This window comes from Pelosinus sp. sgz500959 (genome assembly GCF_042610375.1).
In the GTDB taxonomy this organism is placed as follows: Bacteria; Bacillota; Negativicutes; order DSM-13327; family DSM-13327; genus CTSoil-075.
In genome coordinates, this window is sequence record NZ_JBGJZL010000001.1 from 387,443 (window position 1) to 402,996 (window position 15,554).

The following is a 15,554-nucleotide window of genomic DNA, read 5'->3' on the forward strand; positions in this document are numbered from 1 at the left end:
CTGCCCATAAATCCGTAATTCGACCTTTTTTGACAAAATATCCGACAATTGGGACATTATATTACTGTTATGGAAAAAATAGGTTGACTTCTTTCATAACATTTGGTATTATTTAGTTAGATAGTTTTTGTCGAAAAATGTTGAAAAAATAGGAGGTTTTTTATTATGAAATCAACAGGTATTGTGCGGAAAGTGGACGAGCTAGGTAGGGTTGTTATTCCAATTGAACTACGTCGTACCTTGGCAATTGCTGAAAAAGATGCTTTAGAAATTTATGTAGATAGTGATCGTATCATTTTGCGCAAATATGAACCAGCATGTTCTTGCGTCTTCTGCGGTAACGCTGATGAAGTGATCGTTTTCAAAAATAAAAATGTTTGTAGCGAATGTTTAGAGTCAATGACAGATAAATCCATCTAAGAGGTTGAAAAACCTCTTTTTTTTTCGTCCTCATGAACTTTACATCTCTGAAGAATCTTTTTCTAATACAGCCTGATAGACTTCTCGCTTAGGCAATCCCCGCTGCTGAGCAATCGTCTTAATTGCATCTTTTTTAGTAATACCAGTCGCTATGAGTGCTGCGACCCCATCAAGTACCGACAATTGGGCTTCAGGAACTAATTCAGTCTTTTGACATTCACTCTGTCCACCTACAATAAGAGTGAATTCCCCTCTTGGATCATTTTGGGAAAAATGAGTCCCTAGACTTTCTAAGGTACCACGAATAAATTCTTCAAATTTTTTGGTTAATTCTCGCGCCGCCACGGCTGGACGTTCTCCCAAAGCATTGCTAAGTTCAGATAAGGTTGTTTTGATGTGGTGAGGTGATTCATAAAATACCATGGTATAGGGATTGTTTACCAAACTAGCAATTAATTCTCGGCGTTTCTTTTTACCTTTCGGCAAAAAACCAATAAAGGTAAACAAAGTCGTATCAAGACCAGAGCATACTAAGGCTGACAATGCAGCATTAGCACCCGGCAAAGGGATGACAGTAATGCCAGCCTCAATAGCCAAGACTACCAAATCAGAACCAGGATCGGAAATACCAGGCAAACCAGCATCACTGACAACGGCTACATCTTCTCCTGCTAATAATCGCTCAATGATTTCAGGTCCCCGTTCTATTTTATTATGTTCATGATAACTAATAAGACGAGTGTGAATATCAAAATGGCTTAACAGTTTTCGCGTGTGCCTAGTATCTTCAGCCGCAATAAGCCCAACCTCACCAAGCACCCGTACTGCCCGGTATGTCATATCTTCAAGATTACCGATGGGAGTAGCACACAAATATAATATGCCGAGTTTTTCAATCAAAAAATTTCACTTCCTCATAAATGAATGAGTAACGAGTAATGGGTAAAATAAATTGCACCCTTTACTCGTTACTTTTTCTTTACCTAAATTCTTTATAATATTTTTGAATCTCATCACTGTAACTGCCATCAGACTGATAAACAATCAGAGGAGGTAACACCTCAAGGCCAGGTTTTCCACCTCGGATTCCTTCCACTAGTAGCATCTTAGGCTTTTTATCCACTGTAGAATGAACCAATTGCAGACGTTTGGGCTCAATTCCAGCTTGGCTCATGGCAACTAAAATTTCAGCCATACGTTCAGGCAAATGCACCATAGCAAAACGTCCTCTGGTTTTTACCAGATGCCGCGCTCCATTGACTACATCTTGCAAGGTGGCAGTCACTTCATGCTTAGCCATAGCCACCCGATCATTAGGGCTGATATATCCACCACCAACAGGACGATAGGGCGGATTAGAAACCACCAAATCATATTGTCCTGCTGGAAATAATTCTTTTACATTACATAAATCACCTTGAATAATTTCCACTTTATCTTCTAGATTGTTTAATATCACACTGCGTTTTGCCATGGCAGCCATAGATTCACTAAGCTCTAGCCCCTGAATACGTCCAGCTCCCCTTGCCGTCAGCAAAAAAGCAATGACACCTGTACCAGTTCCTAAATCCACAGCACGATCGCCTTGTCTGACTGTCACAAAATGAGCTAATAAGACAGCATCTAAGGAAAAACAAAATTCAGTCTCACTTTGAATGACCTTAAGTTGTCCAATCAGCAAATCATCGATGCGTTCCCCATGACTAAGATTATTTAAATCAAACATTATTATCCTTTTCCACTACTTCTTCCCAAGGAATGACAACAATATTATTATTTTTTAGAAGCACGGCAGCTGTTCTTTTGGCTTGATTAACGGAAGTGACTTTACCATCACCATCAATCGTAACAACTTCACGCCCAACAATGGGAGCTGTTATCTTCTTGCAGCAAGGACTATAAGAATCATTTTCATATTTTAAGCAACACATCAATCTTCCACAAATTCCTGAAATTTTAGTAGGATTCAAGGATAAATTCTGATCTTTGGCCATTCGAATGGATACAGGTTCAAAATCCCCTAGAAAAGTCGAACAACATAAGGACCGCCCACAACAACCGACGCCCCCCATCATTTTTGCTTCATCACGTACACCAATTTGACGGAGTTCAATGCGAGTACGAAATACAGCTGCGAGATCTTTTACCAGTTCGCGAAAATCGATACGACCTTCTGCTGTGAAGTAAAAAATGATTTTATTTACATCAAAAGTATATTCGACATCAACTAGTTTCATATTTAAGTCATGAGCCTTAATCTTTTGTTCACAAATGGAAAAAGCATCTTTTTCTTTGGCTCTGTTTTCATTTACTTTTTTATCATCTTCAGGTGTAGCCTGACGTTGTACCGTCTTTAAGGGTGCAACAATATTTTCATCTGCAACTTCTCGCGGTCCAATGACGACTTCGCCATATTCCAGCCCTCTAGCGGTTTCAACAATTACAAAATTTCCAGCTACTAGTACAAACTCACCTGGTGCAAAATAATATATTTTGCCAGCTTTTTTAAAACGCACTCCTACTACTGTCTGCAAGTTCAAACCTCCTTAACCAAATCATATATTTTTATCAATAGAGCTTCGCTCGTAAGCCTGGCATTGGCATTAGCATGTAAAGCTTGTCTAGCTGTTTCCACTATTTTTAAAGCTTTTAACAGTTTTTTTTCACTCCATCCATAGGCTTGTCTATTTAACCAATCGACTAAATCTATATTAAATAAAAGTTCTCTATCTTGTCCGGTGACAATCATTAATAAATCCCGTAATAAATATGTACAATAACTGACAATCTGCAAAATGTCTTTACGTTCCATTTTCTCTAACTGAGTCGCCATATCCCAAAGAGTCGTCATACTGGCTTTGGATGCTCCATCGAAAATATCAATCGCCTGATTGCGAAAGATAAGCCCATCAGGTTCAAGCATAGCAAGAGCCTTTCCCATACGACCTCCACTCAGCCTTGCTGCCACTTCTGACGATTCAGCTAAAAATCCTCTATCACACAAAGCCTCAGCTAATACAGCAGGAATAAGTGGCTGAAACACCAACATCATACACCGAGAAATAATCGTGGTAAGTAATAATTGGCGATTGGCTGACAATAGGATAAATACAATATCACCTATGGGCTCTTCCAGTGTTTTCAAGATACTATTAGCTGCCTGTGTTGTCATAAGCTCGGCACCATCAATGATACACACTCGCTTTAGACTTACATAAGGGGCTAAAGCAACTTCGTGCTGTAACGCTCTAATCTGCTCAATTTTAATGGTTGTACCATCAGGACGAATGGTTAAAAAATCAGGATGTGTGCCCCGAGACATATGTACACAAGACTGACAACTGCCACAAGGCCTCGACTCTGAGGACATGCATAAAAGAGCAGTAGCAAGAACGCTCCCAACCATAAATTTACCGATGCCACTTGGACCAGTCAATAATAAGGCATGAGGCACTCGCCCGCTACTTTCCATCTGGCGCAGCATTTTTATATTTTCAACATGACCAACAATATCGATCCACTTCATGCTCCACCTCTACATAAACAAGTCCACCAACATCCCGCGAAGGGCATCATGTTTAGCAATAATATTTAAATTACGCTCCTGTCCTTGACGTACATCTTCGCTGAGACTTTCCAACGTCGCATCAACTTTTTTTATAATGGTATAAACCTTTTGACGACCACTACGATCCCATCCCTGCTGAGAGCTCAAACTATACATCCGCCCTACGGCTTCACCAACAAATTGCCGTACGACTTCACGATATTGCTTAAGTTCAGAATAAGTTGGTGTTTCGCCTAATTGTTTACCATGATAATCGATTGCTTTCAGCAGTTCCGTCATCCGTTCCCGAGATTGTCCATCTTGATTTTTGAGTAAGTCTGACGCAAAATGCCCCAAGGATTTATCAGTTCTAGCACCGACTTCACGTTCTGGAAGATTGGGCAACTGGGCAGTCCCCAGAGTATTAATTTTCATAAAGGTCACTGCCTTTCAAACTATATTCAACCGTACCTTTCATTATAAACCTTATCATCATTAGATGACATCTAAATTATAGTTGTTTTAAGAAAAATAATCAATTTATGCTTTTCAAAAGTCCATGATCAGAACCATTATTTCTGCATGATACCCAATTTGCCAATTTCTTTGCTTAAAAAAAGTCCTGTTAATAGTGCAGAGACTAAGTCAGCGATCGGACTTGCTAACCATGCACCATTTAAACCCAATATCCCTGGGAGAATGAGGATGAGAGGAATCAATAAAATTAATTGCCTTGACATACTAAGGACAATCGCATAACCGGCTTTTCCTACAGCCTGAAAATAATTTGCCCCAATAACCTGGAAACCAATAACCGGTAACATACATAAATAAATCCGCATACCGTGAGCTCCAATACCTATCAATTCAGGATTATCATTAAAAAGCATCATGATCTGCTGATCGAAAATCTCGATCAGCAAAAATCCAATCGTTGAAAAGATTGTTGCAGCATAGATGGCCATTTTCAAGGCCTTTTTGACTCGCCCATAATTTTTGGCTCCATAATTATAGCCAATAATCGGCTGAAGACCTTGACTAAGGCCAAAAATAGGCATCAGCATTAACATGGCGATCCGATTAATAATCCCAATGGAGGCTACTGCAAATTCACCGCCATATTGCAATAAACTATAATTAAATAATACAGTGACCACACTGGCGGCAATCTGCATGAGAAAAGGGGACATACCAATTTTAAAAATACTTTTAACAATCTCTTTATCTAAGGCAAGATTACCTAAACGTAATTTCAGTAAACTATTTTTACTAAAAAAATAAATCAATACCCACACTGCTGATACCCCTTGAGATAACACTGTCGCCAAAGCAGAACCACTAATCCCTAAGTGAAATATAAAAATAAATAATGGATTTAGTAAAATATTAAGACCTGCTGAAATCAAGATAGTGGCCATCGCCATTTTCGGATTACCTTCAGCCCGCATAATGCTGTTTAAACCAAAACCTATGTACATAAAAATGCTACCGATCAGTATTATTTTTGTAAAATCTCTAGCATAAGGTAAAATAGCTTCTTGGGCACCTAAACTGATTAAAATTGGATCTAAAAATAAAAGTATTCCCATTGTTAATGAAAGGGATAATAATACTGCAAGAGTCAACGCATTGCCTAAAATTTTCTCAGCCTCATGTTGTTTGTGTTCGCCCAAGCGTAAGGACACTACGGCCGATGCTCCTACACCTACCAACATTCCAAAACCCATTAACACAATCATAATCGGAAAGGCAATGGTAACGGCTGCGAGTCCAATTTCACCTACGCCATGTCCTACAAAAATACTATCAACAACATTATATAAAGCATTGACAACCATACCAGTAATTGCTGGTATGGAAAATTTCCAGAGCAATGCTGAAATTTTCTCTTCGCCTAACGCTTTAGAACGCTCCATATTTACCCTCCCTATTCACCGTTTTTAACATTCCATTATATCACTAAATCATTTTTATCATTAGCTTTCCCATTAATTTAATAAGCATAACCTTCTCATCGATGATTTTCCTATGGACTCGAATTGTTTATGACCCTTATCCATAAACCCTATGGATAGTATGTATTTTACGTATTTTCTTTTGTGAAGTAAAATACAAGTAAGGATCAGTGTTTTACTCTTTTAGCGCTGTTGACAAAATTGAATATTGGGTTGGTGATTTGTTATCGATATTATTCATTTAGTGTATTTTGCCGAAGTAGCGCGTCAAGGGAGTTTCACAAAAGCTTCTGAAGTGTTATATGTTTCACAATCTACAATCAGTAAATTGATTAAAAACTTAGAAACAGAATTAGGGGTTTCCTTATTCCATCGTGCTCCCAAAAAAATAATTCTTACGGATGCTGGTATATTATTGTTTGACAAGGCTCTCATTATTTTAGATACCTTGAATAGCATCAATACGGAATTATACAATTTAGCCGGTACGCCTCGCGGTCATTTGAAGATAGGAATTCCCCCTATGGTGCAAACTCTATTCTCGAAAGCTATCGCTGAATTTAACGCCCTATACCCCCAAATCACAATTGATTTGGCAGAGGATGGCTCTAGAAAAGTTGAGCAGCAAATCCATGATGGCACCCTTGATGTAGGGATCGTTGTTTTACCGACTAAAACCACTGTAGAGCTGGAAACTATTCCTTTTTTAAAAGAGCCCTTAATGCTTATCGTTCACGCAAATCATCCTTTAGCAACTCAATCTGTTGTTGATATGAGGGATTTAAGTGATGAATCTTTTGTTTTGTATCGAGATGACTTCGCTCTACGCGATCACATTCTCGACAAATGCAAAGAAATAGGCTTCACACCTAAAATTGTGTGCGAAACTGCTCAATGGGACTTTATCGTTGATATCGTTGCTTCAAAATTGGCGATTGCTTTTCTTCCTCAACGATTATGTACTAAACTCGATATGGAGTTAATTCGTTATTTACCCCTAAAAAATGAGATTAAACCTTGGCATTTAGCAATTGCATGGAAAAAAAATACGTATCTATCCTACGCAACACGAGCATGGTTGGAATATAGCTTCAAGCTATTTGGTCTATCAAAATAAGTGTATTACAGAGAAGGGAGGGATAATAATGGCTACAAGTAGACACATAACACTCCAGGACACTGAACTTTTCTCACAACATGATGAAACAACACAAAGTGATAAAGTCGCCTATACTATGGGAGCCTTCAGTATTGTACTCCTATTCATTGTCGGTTTAGTCTTATCAACTCTTCATTATTTCTTCTCCTAGTTTATTGATTGAGTAACTTTGCTGCATAAAAAGAAAAAAGTTGGGTTGAAACTTACGTTTCAACCCAACTTTTTAGTCTTCAAGACTACTTCTATCCGTACCCATCATCGTAATTTATTTTATAACACCTTTTTTGATAATCATACAGCCATAAAGTTTCCGTTCCGTTGTGGCGACGATTGCATAGGCTTTTCGCGTCCTCTCATAAAAGCTAAATCGTTCGAGAGATTCAATTAATTTTTCACCTTGTTCTTCATACTTTGTAATAACCTTTTTTATTTCATCTTGAATTTCGGGAATAGTGGGATCACCTGGTACCACTTGCATTAAGGAAACAGGGTAATCTACATAGCGATCTAAAGGAAATAGTTGTAAAATGGCATCAAGTAGTTCAGGAACACCATGTCCATCTGAGCGAATTAATCGCTGGGCGTTGCTCGCGGCAGGATAATTGGCGTCTCCAAGAACTAAATCATCACCATGTCCCATTTCATGTAATACTTTCAAAAGTTCAGGTGAAATGATATCTGGAATACCTTTTAACATATAAGATCCTCCTAACCATTTTTCCGTTCAAGAGCCAGTTTATTTTCCATATTTCGTTGAAATTGATCGACAATGACCGCAACGACAATCACTAACCCCTTAATAACCATTTGCCAGAATTCCGAAACACCAATCATGACCATGCCATCACTGAGCACCCCGATTACAAAGGCTCCGATCAAAGTGCCACCAATTGTTCCGATGCCGCCAGCCATGGAAGTGCCACCTAATACAGCTGCAGCGATCGCATTCATTTCCCATGAGTTACCTGTCGCAGGATGAGCTGCTACGAGTTGGGAGGAAACAATTAGCCCTACCAAGGCAGCACAGAAACCGGAAATCATATACACTAGCATTTTAACGCGATCAATTCGAATGCCAGAAAGTTTAGCCGCCTTTTCATTACCACCTACAGCAAAGATATGCCAACCCCAAGGCGTTTTTTTCAGAAGATAAGCCATCGCAATCCCAACAAGGATCATAAGCCAAATGGAAATGGGTATTCCTAGCACATTACCAGCACCTAATATAGGAAAACCTTCATTGCCCAAATTAGCATTACCTACTAAATTAGGAAAGGTTTCGCCATTCGAACGGATGAGGGCAAATCCTCGCGCAGCATACATAGTGCCTAAGGTTGCAATAAATGGGGCAACATTAAATCGGGTAATCAAAAGTCCGTTGATGGCACCTACACCAGTTCCTATTAATAATGCAAACAACATCACAATGCCTACATTAAAATAAATCGTAACCCCAAACATGGGCAGACGCAATCCTTCATGAATGAGGCCTCCCGCAATCATTCCTGCAAGGCCAACAATCGAACCAACGGACAAATCAATACCACCACTAATAATGACAAGGGTCATACCAATCCCTAGTAACGCATATAAGGCAACATGCTTAGCGATGAGGATTAGACTGTTAGCAGACATAAAAGTTGGTGTCAGAAAGCTAAATATGGCCACCAAAAGAATTAATGCAATAAAAGTTCTAGCTTTTAATAGTATCATTCCAAGTGATATCTGATTCGCAGGCTGCACGTTTGTTACTTGGCTCATTATTTTGCTCATCGTAAACGGTCTCCTTTTATCTCTAAGAAATTTTTTTATCTATTGATGCATGATGACCGGCCCCAGAGGCCTTTACAAGTGCCTCTTCTGTAATGGTATCTCCGCTTAATTCCCCAGTTAATTTCCCATTTGATAAAACAATAATTCGGTCAGCGATTGCAATAATTTCTTTTAGTTCAGAGGCGACCATCATAATTCCCATGCCTTGAAGTGCAAATTTATTGATCATCTTAAATACATCAGCTTTTGCACCGATATCGATCCCCCTTGTGGGTTCATCTAATAATATCACTTTAGGAGAAGTCAATATTCCTTTGCTGATCACGACTTTTTGTTGGTTTCCTCCACTCAAAGAAAGAATGGGTAACTCTTTATCCGCTACTTTAATTTCCAACTCTTTAATTGCTTTTTTGATACTTTCATCTTCTCTTTCGGGAATGAGATGAATACTCTTCGTATAATTCCATAAACTCGCCAAGGTCATATTTTTACCGATGGAAAGGGTCTGCACCAGACCTTCTCGTTGTCGATCTTCTGGTATATGGGCAAAGCCTTTTTGAATTTGTTCCCAGATTGACTTGGGTTTGATTTTTTTTCCCTCTAAGTAAATATCACCTGTGGATTCAGGGTGCATCCCCATTAAGCATTCAATAATTTCCGTACGTCCAGCACCCAAAAGACCATATATCCCTACTATTTCTCCTGCTCGCAAGGAAAAAGAAACATTTTCTAGAGCGTAACCGCCACCCTTACGCGGTAAGGTCAAGGATTTAACGCACAAAACTTCATCACCAATTGGTTTTTCCTGTTTATAATCCATTTTCGTCTCACTATGACCAACCATGGTTCTAACTATCCAAGGAATATCAATCTCTTTAACCTGACTTTCTCCAACTAGTTTGCCATCACGAAGCACGGTAATATAATCACCAATACGCATAATTTCTTCCAATCTATGAGATATATAGATGATCGCAATACCTTTTTCTTTTAGCTCTTTAATTAATCGAAATAAAACATCCACTTCAGCTGTACTGAGCGATGAAGTCGGCTCATCCATAATGAGAACATGTAAGTCCTGTTGGGCCATTGTTTTAGCAATTTCAACAATTTGTTGTTGCCCCACCCTAAGATCACTAACAGGTGTATCCGGATGAATGGGATGTTCCAATCTTTCTAATAACATTTTTGTCTTCTCAATGTGCTTTTGATGATCGAGAACCACTCCATAATGAGTATTTTCTCGCCCCATGAAAATATTCTGAGCCACTGTAAGATTGGGGAATAAATTTAATTCTTGGTGAATAATCCCAATTCCCTTAGCTGATGCATCCCGTGTATCTTGAAGATGTATTTCCTCTCCGTTAAGAGAAATCACTCCTTCTGATGGTTGCTCAATGCCAGCGATAATCTTCATTAATGTGGATTTTCCAGCTCCATTTTCTCCAATCAAGACATTGACTTTACCGCGATATACATCAAAATTCACTTTATCCAAGGCGAGTGTCCCTGGATATATTTTACTGATGCCACGGGCTGTTATGCATAATTCATCCTTCATGATTTATCACCGTCCTTAAACTCCATTGAGATAGGCGTGACGAGAATTTCCTGAGACGGCATAAAGGTGAACACACCAATAAAGTTAACCTCTTTTCCTTTATTCCCTAGGAAGTCAGTTTTAGCTAAAAGATTAGATGCTATTTTTTTATGAAAAGCATTGGATAGTTCTGCAAAAACCATTTGGTTTTTAAAATCATCATATTTAATAAAATCAAATGAGTCACGAACAGCAGTCCCTTTTATAACCGGTCCTATTTGTATTTTAAAGTCTGCCTTACCATCATAAGGAGCAAGATCGATGTCAATTGTCCCCGCCCTAGATTCTGTATTAACATTCAATACTCTCCCTTTTCCTTTGACAATAAAATTCCATGGACTCCCTTCTTGCGCACTTCTAATTCCATATTTTTTCCCAGCTTCATCCACATCAGTTTTTGTTGCTTGAATGACGATACTCATATCAGATGCTTTTTGATTGATGGCTGGAATAACCTTACTATCCCATACTGAATCGACAAATTGATTGGCATCAAAATTTTCATCCTGAAAATAAAAGACTGTTCCTTGTTGACTATCTTTCGTTTTATCATTGGGAACCACGGTATAAAGCTTGCAACCAGAAAATAAGATCGCTGAAAACAAACATAAGACAATGAATAAAGTCCTATTGACTTTTCTAATACAAATAGGTTCAATCATTTTATTCATACTATTCTCCTCATCAAGTTGTCAGATGATTATTTAGCTTACTCTATATACCAGGATGGTTTACTAATCCATCCTGGTATATAGCAATCTCATGAACTTTATTTCACAGCAAAAGTTTCTAGTTTTTTAGCATTATCGCCATTAATCAAAACACAATCAATTAATTGTTTTTCTTTTTCACCAGTTGCACCTGTTTTTATAAATTTATCAGCTTGTTCTACTGCCATCTGAGCAATGCGAAATGCAGGTTGTAATACAGTAGCTTTTATATCTCCACCAATAATTGAATCACGTACATCATTACTTCCATCAAAACCAACTACAATCACATTTTTTAAACCAGCAGCTTTAATGGCAGCCATTGCCCCCATAGCCATGGTATCATTACCGCAAATTACACCCTTGATATCTTTATTGGCTTGAATAATGGATTCCATCTTGGAATAGGCTTCCGTCTGGCTCCAGTTAGCACTTTGACGCGCAACAGATTTCAATCCAGGATATTGATCAATTACGTCATGATAGCCTTTTGAGCGAATACCTGCATTTGTATCAGATTCTTTACCCACCAATTCAACATAATTCCCTTTTTCGCCCATTAATTTAACAAATTCTTCGCCGCCGAGCTTCGCACCCTGGAAGTTATTCGATACGATTTGTGATACTGCGCTACCAGTTACATTAATTTCACGATCAATGAGGAAAGTAGGAATTCCAGCATCTTTAGCTTTTTTCACAGCAGCCACTGTTGCATCAGCACCTGCGTTATCACAGATAATGGCTGCAGCTTTACGTGCAATTGCAGTATCAAACATTTCATTTTGTTTGCTTGCATCATCATCATGAACAAGTGTCAGCACTTCATAGCCTAGTTCTTTTGCTTTTGCTTCTGCACCAGTTGCTTCTGATTTAAAGAATGGATTACTATGAGATGGAGTAATGATAACCATCAATTTAGATTTAGGAGTTTCCTTTTCAGCTGCTTTCGTCGTCTCCTTCTGCCCGCCGCATCCTGCAACCAATAGACCGATCATACTGACAATTAAGAGCCCCATGAACATCGATTTACCTATCTTCTTCATGTTTTATCCCCCTATTGTTTTTTATTTACACTCTTTTTCCTTAGAAAAAGAACATAGACCTTGGTCGCTATCGTGATTTGTATAAAACTTTTCCCACTGCTTCCTCCCAGCCGCGCTGATACTCTTCTCTCACATGGTCTTCCATCGACGGCAAGTAGATGCGCTCTACCTGTCTTAGTTTATCTAGCTCCCTCTGACTCCACATTCCAATGCCAAGGCCCGCCATATAAGCTGATCCCATGATCGATAACTCAGCAGCTTTCGTAGTCGCAACATTAATCTTGAGCATATCAGCTTGAAATTGCATTAAAAAGGAATTTTTGGTTGGTCCACCATCAACACGGAGCTCTTTTACGATGATCCCTGATTGTCTCTCCATAGTTTCAATCGCATCTTTGATTTGATAAACAATGGATTCTAAGGCGGCTCTAACAATATGCGCTTTTCCTGTCCCCCGTGACATTCCAAGAAGAGCGGCCCTCGCATCAGCATCCCAGTGTGGTATGCCAAGTCCAACAAATGCAGGCACCATGTAGACACCTTCATTACTGCTAATACTTTCAGCAAGACTTTGGACACAAGCAAAATCATTAAATAACCCTAAATTATCCTTGAGCCACTTCAATGAATCTCCTGTACAATGTACAATCCCTTCCAACACATAGAAGGCTTTTCCATGCATCACCCAAGCAATGGATGTTACGAGACCACTGCTAACCTGGCGATATTCCGCTCCAATATTCATCATGACTGAGGAACCCGTTCCATAAGTTGCTTTTACCATACCAGGTTCAAAACAATTCTGTCCAAACAAGGCTGCCTGGGAATCACCCATGACTCCTGATATAGGAATGCTATTTACAAAGAGTTCACCAGCTTCTGTATAACCAAAAATATCATTGGAAGATTTTATATCAGCAAGCATATATTTGGGAATATTGAAAATACTAAGGAGATCATCATCCCATTGCAACTCTTTTATATTAAACAAAAGAGTCCTGCTGGCATTTGTATAATCGGTAGCATGAACTTTTCCGCCTGTCAATTTCCAAATTAACCATGTGTCAATTGTACCCATTAGCAACTTGCCAGTCTTTGCTTTTACTAGGAAATCCGGCGCTCCATTTTCTAAAATCCATTTTACCTTTGTCGCAGAAAAATAAGGGTCAAGTAAGAGACCAGTCCGCTCTGTTACTATATTCTCCAACCCTTGTTCTTTGAGCTGCAAACATATTTCACTTGTTCGGCGGCACTGCCACACAATTGCATTGTAAATAGGAAGTCCTGTATCTTTATCCCATACCACGACAGTCTCACGTTGATTCGTAATGGATAAAACATCAATCTCACTTGATTCAAGTTTTGCCATCTTTAGTACGCTCTTCAGAATACATTTGACATTTTCATATATTTCCATAGGATCATGTTCCACCCAACCTGGTTTTGGATAATATTGTTTATGTTCCAATGCCGTTTGGGTAACAATGATCCCTTCTTGATTGATAATCATGGCCTTTGAGGCTGATGTACTTTGATCGAGGGCAAGTATATAGCCATTTTTCATTCTTTTTTCCTCGCTTTACTTCAGTAATTGTAAAGCTATTTCTTTGACATGTGCGCAGCAGAGACCATAATGAGCAAAGACTTCTTGTGATTTTCCAGGTATAGCCGGTTCGTCGGGAACACCTAGTATCTTTACAGGTACAGGATGATTTTCCACGACGACTTCGGCAACCGCCGAGCCGAGTCCTCCAAATATACTGTGTTCCTCGATCGTAATGATTTTCCCTGTTTCTCGCGCAGCTTTAATGATCACTGTTTCATCGAGAGGTTTAATCGTGTGCATGTTAATGACCCTACAAGAAATCCCTACGCTTTTAAGTTCAGCAGCACTATCGATAGCCACTTTTACCATTTCTCCCGTGGCAATGATTGTGAGATCATTGCCCTCTACGAGAGTCACTGCTTTGCCGATCTGAAAGTCATACTCTTCCGTTTCATATACATCTTCTACTGCATTACGACCAATTCTCACATAAGCAGGTCCTTTATGATTTAGTAATGCTTTGATGGCGTGCTTCGTTTCAAACCTGTCAGCTGGAAGTATAATATCGATTCCTGGTATGGCACGCATCACAGCAATATCTTGCAAAGAATGGTGAGACATACCAAGTGCGCCATAGCTTAAACCGCCACTGATACCGATTAGTTTTACATTGGTTTGTGAATATGCAACATCAACCTTTACTTGCTCAATGCCACGCATAGATAAGAAACAAGCTGGTGAAGCGACAAAAGTTTTTTTACCTGCCGCAGCAAGACCGGCGGCAATACCAACTATATTCTGTTCAGCGATACCAACTTCAATAAGTTGATTCGGCAATTCTTTGGCAAAATTAGACATTGATGCAGATCCTCTTGAATCACTGGTCAAAACTAAAATATTTTTATCAATTTTTCCAAATTCAATTAAGGTATCACATATAATTTGTCGATTTGGTATTTTATTCATGATTGCACCCCTCTATATTGGTTAGCTCACAGAGTGCTTGTTTGTATTCTTCGGCTGTCGGCACACCATGATGCCAATGGGGTACATTTTCCATGTAAGATATTCCTTTGCCTTTTGTTGTATAACACATGACCAAGATAGGTTTCCCCTTAGTGATAGGAAGTTCCTCGAATATTTGTCTCATTTTTTCAATATCATGCCCATCTACCGAAACAACGTCCCAGCCAAAAGCTTTCCATTTTTCTTCTAAAGGTTCTAATCCCATTACAAAATCCGTAGTACCAGATATTTGTAATTTATTACGGTCAATAATTCCAACTAGATTATCCAATTGATAATGAGCTGCTGCCATAGCGGCTTCCCATATTGACCCTTCCGCCTGTTCCCCATCACCCATCAATGTAAATACACGATAGGATTTTTGATCCTTCTTACCAGCAAGAGCCATCCCCACAGATATGGAAAGTCCATGCCCTAATGCACCTGTATTCATCTCGACTCCAGGTACTTTATTATTGGGGTGTCCAATCAATCGACTACCAAATTGACTGAACGTCTCCAGTTCTTCCTTTGGGAAGAAACCTTTATCGCCAAGAATGGCATAATAAGATTCAACGGCATGCCCCTTACTGAGTATAAAACGATCTCTATTTTCTAATTCTGGATTTTTAGGATCAACATTCATAATACTATAATATAAAGTCGTCAAAATGTCTGTATTGGAAAGAGATGAACCAGTATGACCTGTTTTGGCTCGATAAACCATTTCCAAAACATTTTTGCGTATTTGCCTTGCTTTTTCTTCTAAGCATTCTGTCGTAATCACTCAATAATC

The 15,554-nt window shown here is 39.0% G+C and carries 17 protein-coding genes; 3 read left to right on the plus strand and 14 right to left on the minus strand.

Features of this window, described 5'->3' with window-relative positions; genetic code table 11:
- Positions 1–165 precede the first annotated feature (165 nt).
- Positions 166–420, plus strand: a complete 255-nt coding sequence (locus ACAN52_RS01700) for an AbrB/MazE/SpoVT family DNA-binding domain-containing protein (RefSeq protein WP_378951253.1) — start codon at positions 166–168, stop codon at positions 418–420.
- 39 nt (positions 421–459) lie between these two features.
- On the opposite strand, the gene rsmI is transcribed toward ACAN52_RS01700, so the two are convergent.
- The 6 genes from rsmI to ACAN52_RS01730 all read right to left on the minus strand — a co-directional run bounded on the left by rsmI (position 460) and on the right by ACAN52_RS01730 (position 5,883).
- On the minus strand, positions 460–1,320 hold the full coding sequence (gene rsmI, locus ACAN52_RS01705; protein WP_378951256.1) for a 16S rRNA (cytidine(1402)-2'-O)-methyltransferase: 861 nt from the start codon (positions 1,318–1,320) through the stop codon (positions 460–462).
- A gap of 79 nt (positions 1,321–1,399) precedes the next feature.
- On the minus strand, positions 1,400–2,146 hold the full coding sequence (locus ACAN52_RS01710; RefSeq protein WP_378951259.1) for a tRNA1(Val) (adenine(37)-N6)-methyltransferase: 747 nt from the start codon (positions 2,144–2,146) through the stop codon (positions 1,400–1,402).
- Positions 2,139–2,954, minus strand: coding sequence for a stage 0 sporulation family protein (locus ACAN52_RS01715; protein WP_378951262.1), 816 nt, complete (start codon positions 2,952–2,954; stop codon positions 2,139–2,141). The genes ACAN52_RS01710 and ACAN52_RS01715 overlap by 8 nt, the downstream gene beginning before the upstream one ends.
- 2 nt (positions 2,955–2,956) lie before the next feature.
- Positions 2,957–3,946, minus strand: coding sequence for a DNA polymerase III subunit delta' (gene holB / locus ACAN52_RS01720; RefSeq protein WP_378951265.1), 990 nt, complete (start codon positions 3,944–3,946; stop codon positions 2,957–2,959).
- A 9-nt stretch (positions 3,947–3,955) separates the two neighbouring features.
- Positions 3,956–4,402, minus strand: coding sequence for a YaaR family protein (locus ACAN52_RS01725; protein WP_378951268.1), 447 nt, complete (start codon positions 4,400–4,402; stop codon positions 3,956–3,958).
- A 137-nt stretch (positions 4,403–4,539) separates the two neighbouring features.
- Complete coding sequence (locus tag ACAN52_RS01730; protein ID WP_378951271.1) at positions 4,540–5,883, minus strand: MATE family efflux transporter; 1,344 nt, start codon at positions 5,881–5,883, stop codon at positions 4,540–4,542.
- Between the two features lie 283 nt (positions 5,884–6,166).
- Here ACAN52_RS01730 and ACAN52_RS01735 point away from each other — a divergent pair, with 283 nt between their 5' ends.
- Both ACAN52_RS01735 and ACAN52_RS01740 read left to right on the plus strand, forming a co-directional pair.
- Complete coding sequence (locus ACAN52_RS01735) at positions 6,167–7,039, plus strand: LysR family transcriptional regulator (RefSeq protein WP_378951273.1); 873 nt, start codon at positions 6,167–6,169, stop codon at positions 7,037–7,039.
- A 28-nt stretch (positions 7,040–7,067) separates the two neighbouring features.
- Complete coding sequence (locus tag ACAN52_RS01740) at positions 7,068–7,232, plus strand: hypothetical protein (RefSeq protein WP_378951276.1); 165 nt, start codon at positions 7,068–7,070, stop codon at positions 7,230–7,232.
- A 114-nt stretch (positions 7,233–7,346) separates the two neighbouring features.
- Here the strand turns inward: ACAN52_RS01740 and ACAN52_RS01745 are convergent, their stop codons facing one another.
- The 8 genes from ACAN52_RS01745 to ACAN52_RS01780 all read right to left on the minus strand — a co-directional run bounded on the left by ACAN52_RS01745 (position 7,347) and on the right by ACAN52_RS01780 (position 15,545).
- On the minus strand, positions 7,347–7,778 hold the full coding sequence (locus ACAN52_RS01745) for an RbsD/FucU family protein (RefSeq protein ID WP_378951279.1): 432 nt from the start codon (positions 7,776–7,778) through the stop codon (positions 7,347–7,349).
- Positions 7,779–7,789: 11 nt separating this feature from the next.
- Complete coding sequence (locus ACAN52_RS01750) at positions 7,790–8,854, minus strand: ABC transporter permease (protein ID WP_378951282.1); 1,065 nt, start codon at positions 8,852–8,854, stop codon at positions 7,790–7,792.
- A 22-nt stretch (positions 8,855–8,876) separates the two neighbouring features.
- Entirely contained in the window at positions 8,877–10,415 is a 1,539-nt protein-coding gene (locus ACAN52_RS01755; RefSeq protein WP_378951285.1) for a sugar ABC transporter ATP-binding protein, read from the minus strand.
- Positions 10,412–11,125, minus strand: a complete 714-nt coding sequence (locus ACAN52_RS01760; protein WP_378951288.1) for a DUF2291 family protein — start codon at positions 11,123–11,125, stop codon at positions 10,412–10,414. Before ACAN52_RS01760 ends, ACAN52_RS01755 begins: the two co-directional genes overlap by 4 nt.
- A 98-nt stretch (positions 11,126–11,223) precedes the next feature.
- Entirely contained in the window at positions 11,224–12,207 is a 984-nt protein-coding gene (locus ACAN52_RS01765; RefSeq protein WP_378951291.1) for a D-ribose ABC transporter substrate-binding protein, read from the minus strand.
- A 67-nt stretch (positions 12,208–12,274) separates the two neighbouring features.
- A complete protein-coding gene (gene glpK, locus ACAN52_RS01770) occupies positions 12,275–13,771 on the minus strand; it encodes a glycerol kinase GlpK (RefSeq protein ID WP_378951294.1) in 1,497 nt (498 codons plus the stop codon).
- A 15-nt stretch (positions 13,772–13,786) separates the two neighbouring features.
- On the minus strand, positions 13,787–14,719 hold the full coding sequence (locus tag ACAN52_RS01775) for a transketolase family protein (RefSeq protein ID WP_378951297.1): 933 nt from the start codon (positions 14,717–14,719) through the stop codon (positions 13,787–13,789).
- Complete coding sequence (locus tag ACAN52_RS01780; RefSeq protein ID WP_378951300.1) at positions 14,712–15,545, minus strand: transketolase; 834 nt, start codon at positions 15,543–15,545, stop codon at positions 14,712–14,714. Before ACAN52_RS01780 ends, ACAN52_RS01775 begins: the two co-directional genes overlap by 8 nt.
- Positions 15,546–15,554 lie beyond the last annotated feature (9 nt).

Excerpts from the sequence above, each read along its gene's own strand:
- ACAN52_RS01700 (WP_378951253.1), top strand. The coding sequence starts at position 166 with ATGAAATCAACAGGTATTGTGCGGAAAGTGGACGAGCTAGGTAGGGTT.
- ACAN52_RS01710 (WP_378951259.1), bottom strand. The coding sequence starts at position 2,146 with ATGTTTGATTTAAATAATCTTAGTCATGGGGAACGCATCGATGATTTG.
- holB (WP_378951265.1), bottom strand. The coding sequence starts at position 3,946 with ATGAAGTGGATCGATATTGTTGGTCATGTTGAAAATATAAAAATGCTG.
- ACAN52_RS01725 (WP_378951268.1), bottom strand. The coding sequence starts at position 4,402 with ATGAAAATTAATACTCTGGGGACTGCCCAGTTGCCCAATCTTCCAGAA.
- ACAN52_RS01730 (WP_378951271.1), bottom strand. The coding sequence starts at position 5,883 with ATGGAGCGTTCTAAAGCGTTAGGCGAAGAGAAAATTTCAGCATTGCTC.
- ACAN52_RS01740 (WP_378951276.1), top strand. The coding sequence starts at position 7,068 with ATGGCTACAAGTAGACACATAACACTCCAGGACACTGAACTTTTCTCA.
- ACAN52_RS01745 (WP_378951279.1), bottom strand. The coding sequence starts at position 7,778 with ATGTTAAAAGGTATTCCAGATATCATTTCACCTGAACTTTTGAAAGTA.
- ACAN52_RS01750 (WP_378951282.1), bottom strand. The coding sequence starts at position 8,854 with ATGAGCAAAATAATGAGCCAAGTAACAAACGTGCAGCCTGCGAATCAG.
- ACAN52_RS01755 (WP_378951285.1), bottom strand. The coding sequence starts at position 10,415 with ATGAAGGATGAATTATGCATAACAGCCCGTGGCATCAGTAAAATATAT.
- ACAN52_RS01760 (WP_378951288.1), bottom strand. The coding sequence starts at position 11,125 with ATGAATAAAATGATTGAACCTATTTGTATTAGAAAAGTCAATAGGACT.
- ACAN52_RS01765 (WP_378951291.1), bottom strand. The coding sequence starts at position 12,207 with ATGAAGAAGATAGGTAAATCGATGTTCATGGGGCTCTTAATTGTCAGT.
- glpK (WP_378951294.1), bottom strand. The coding sequence starts at position 13,771 with ATGAAAAATGGCTATATACTTGCCCTCGATCAAAGTACATCAGCCTCA.
- ACAN52_RS01775 (WP_378951297.1), bottom strand. The coding sequence starts at position 14,719 with ATGAATAAAATACCAAATCGACAAATTATATGTGATACCTTAATTGAA.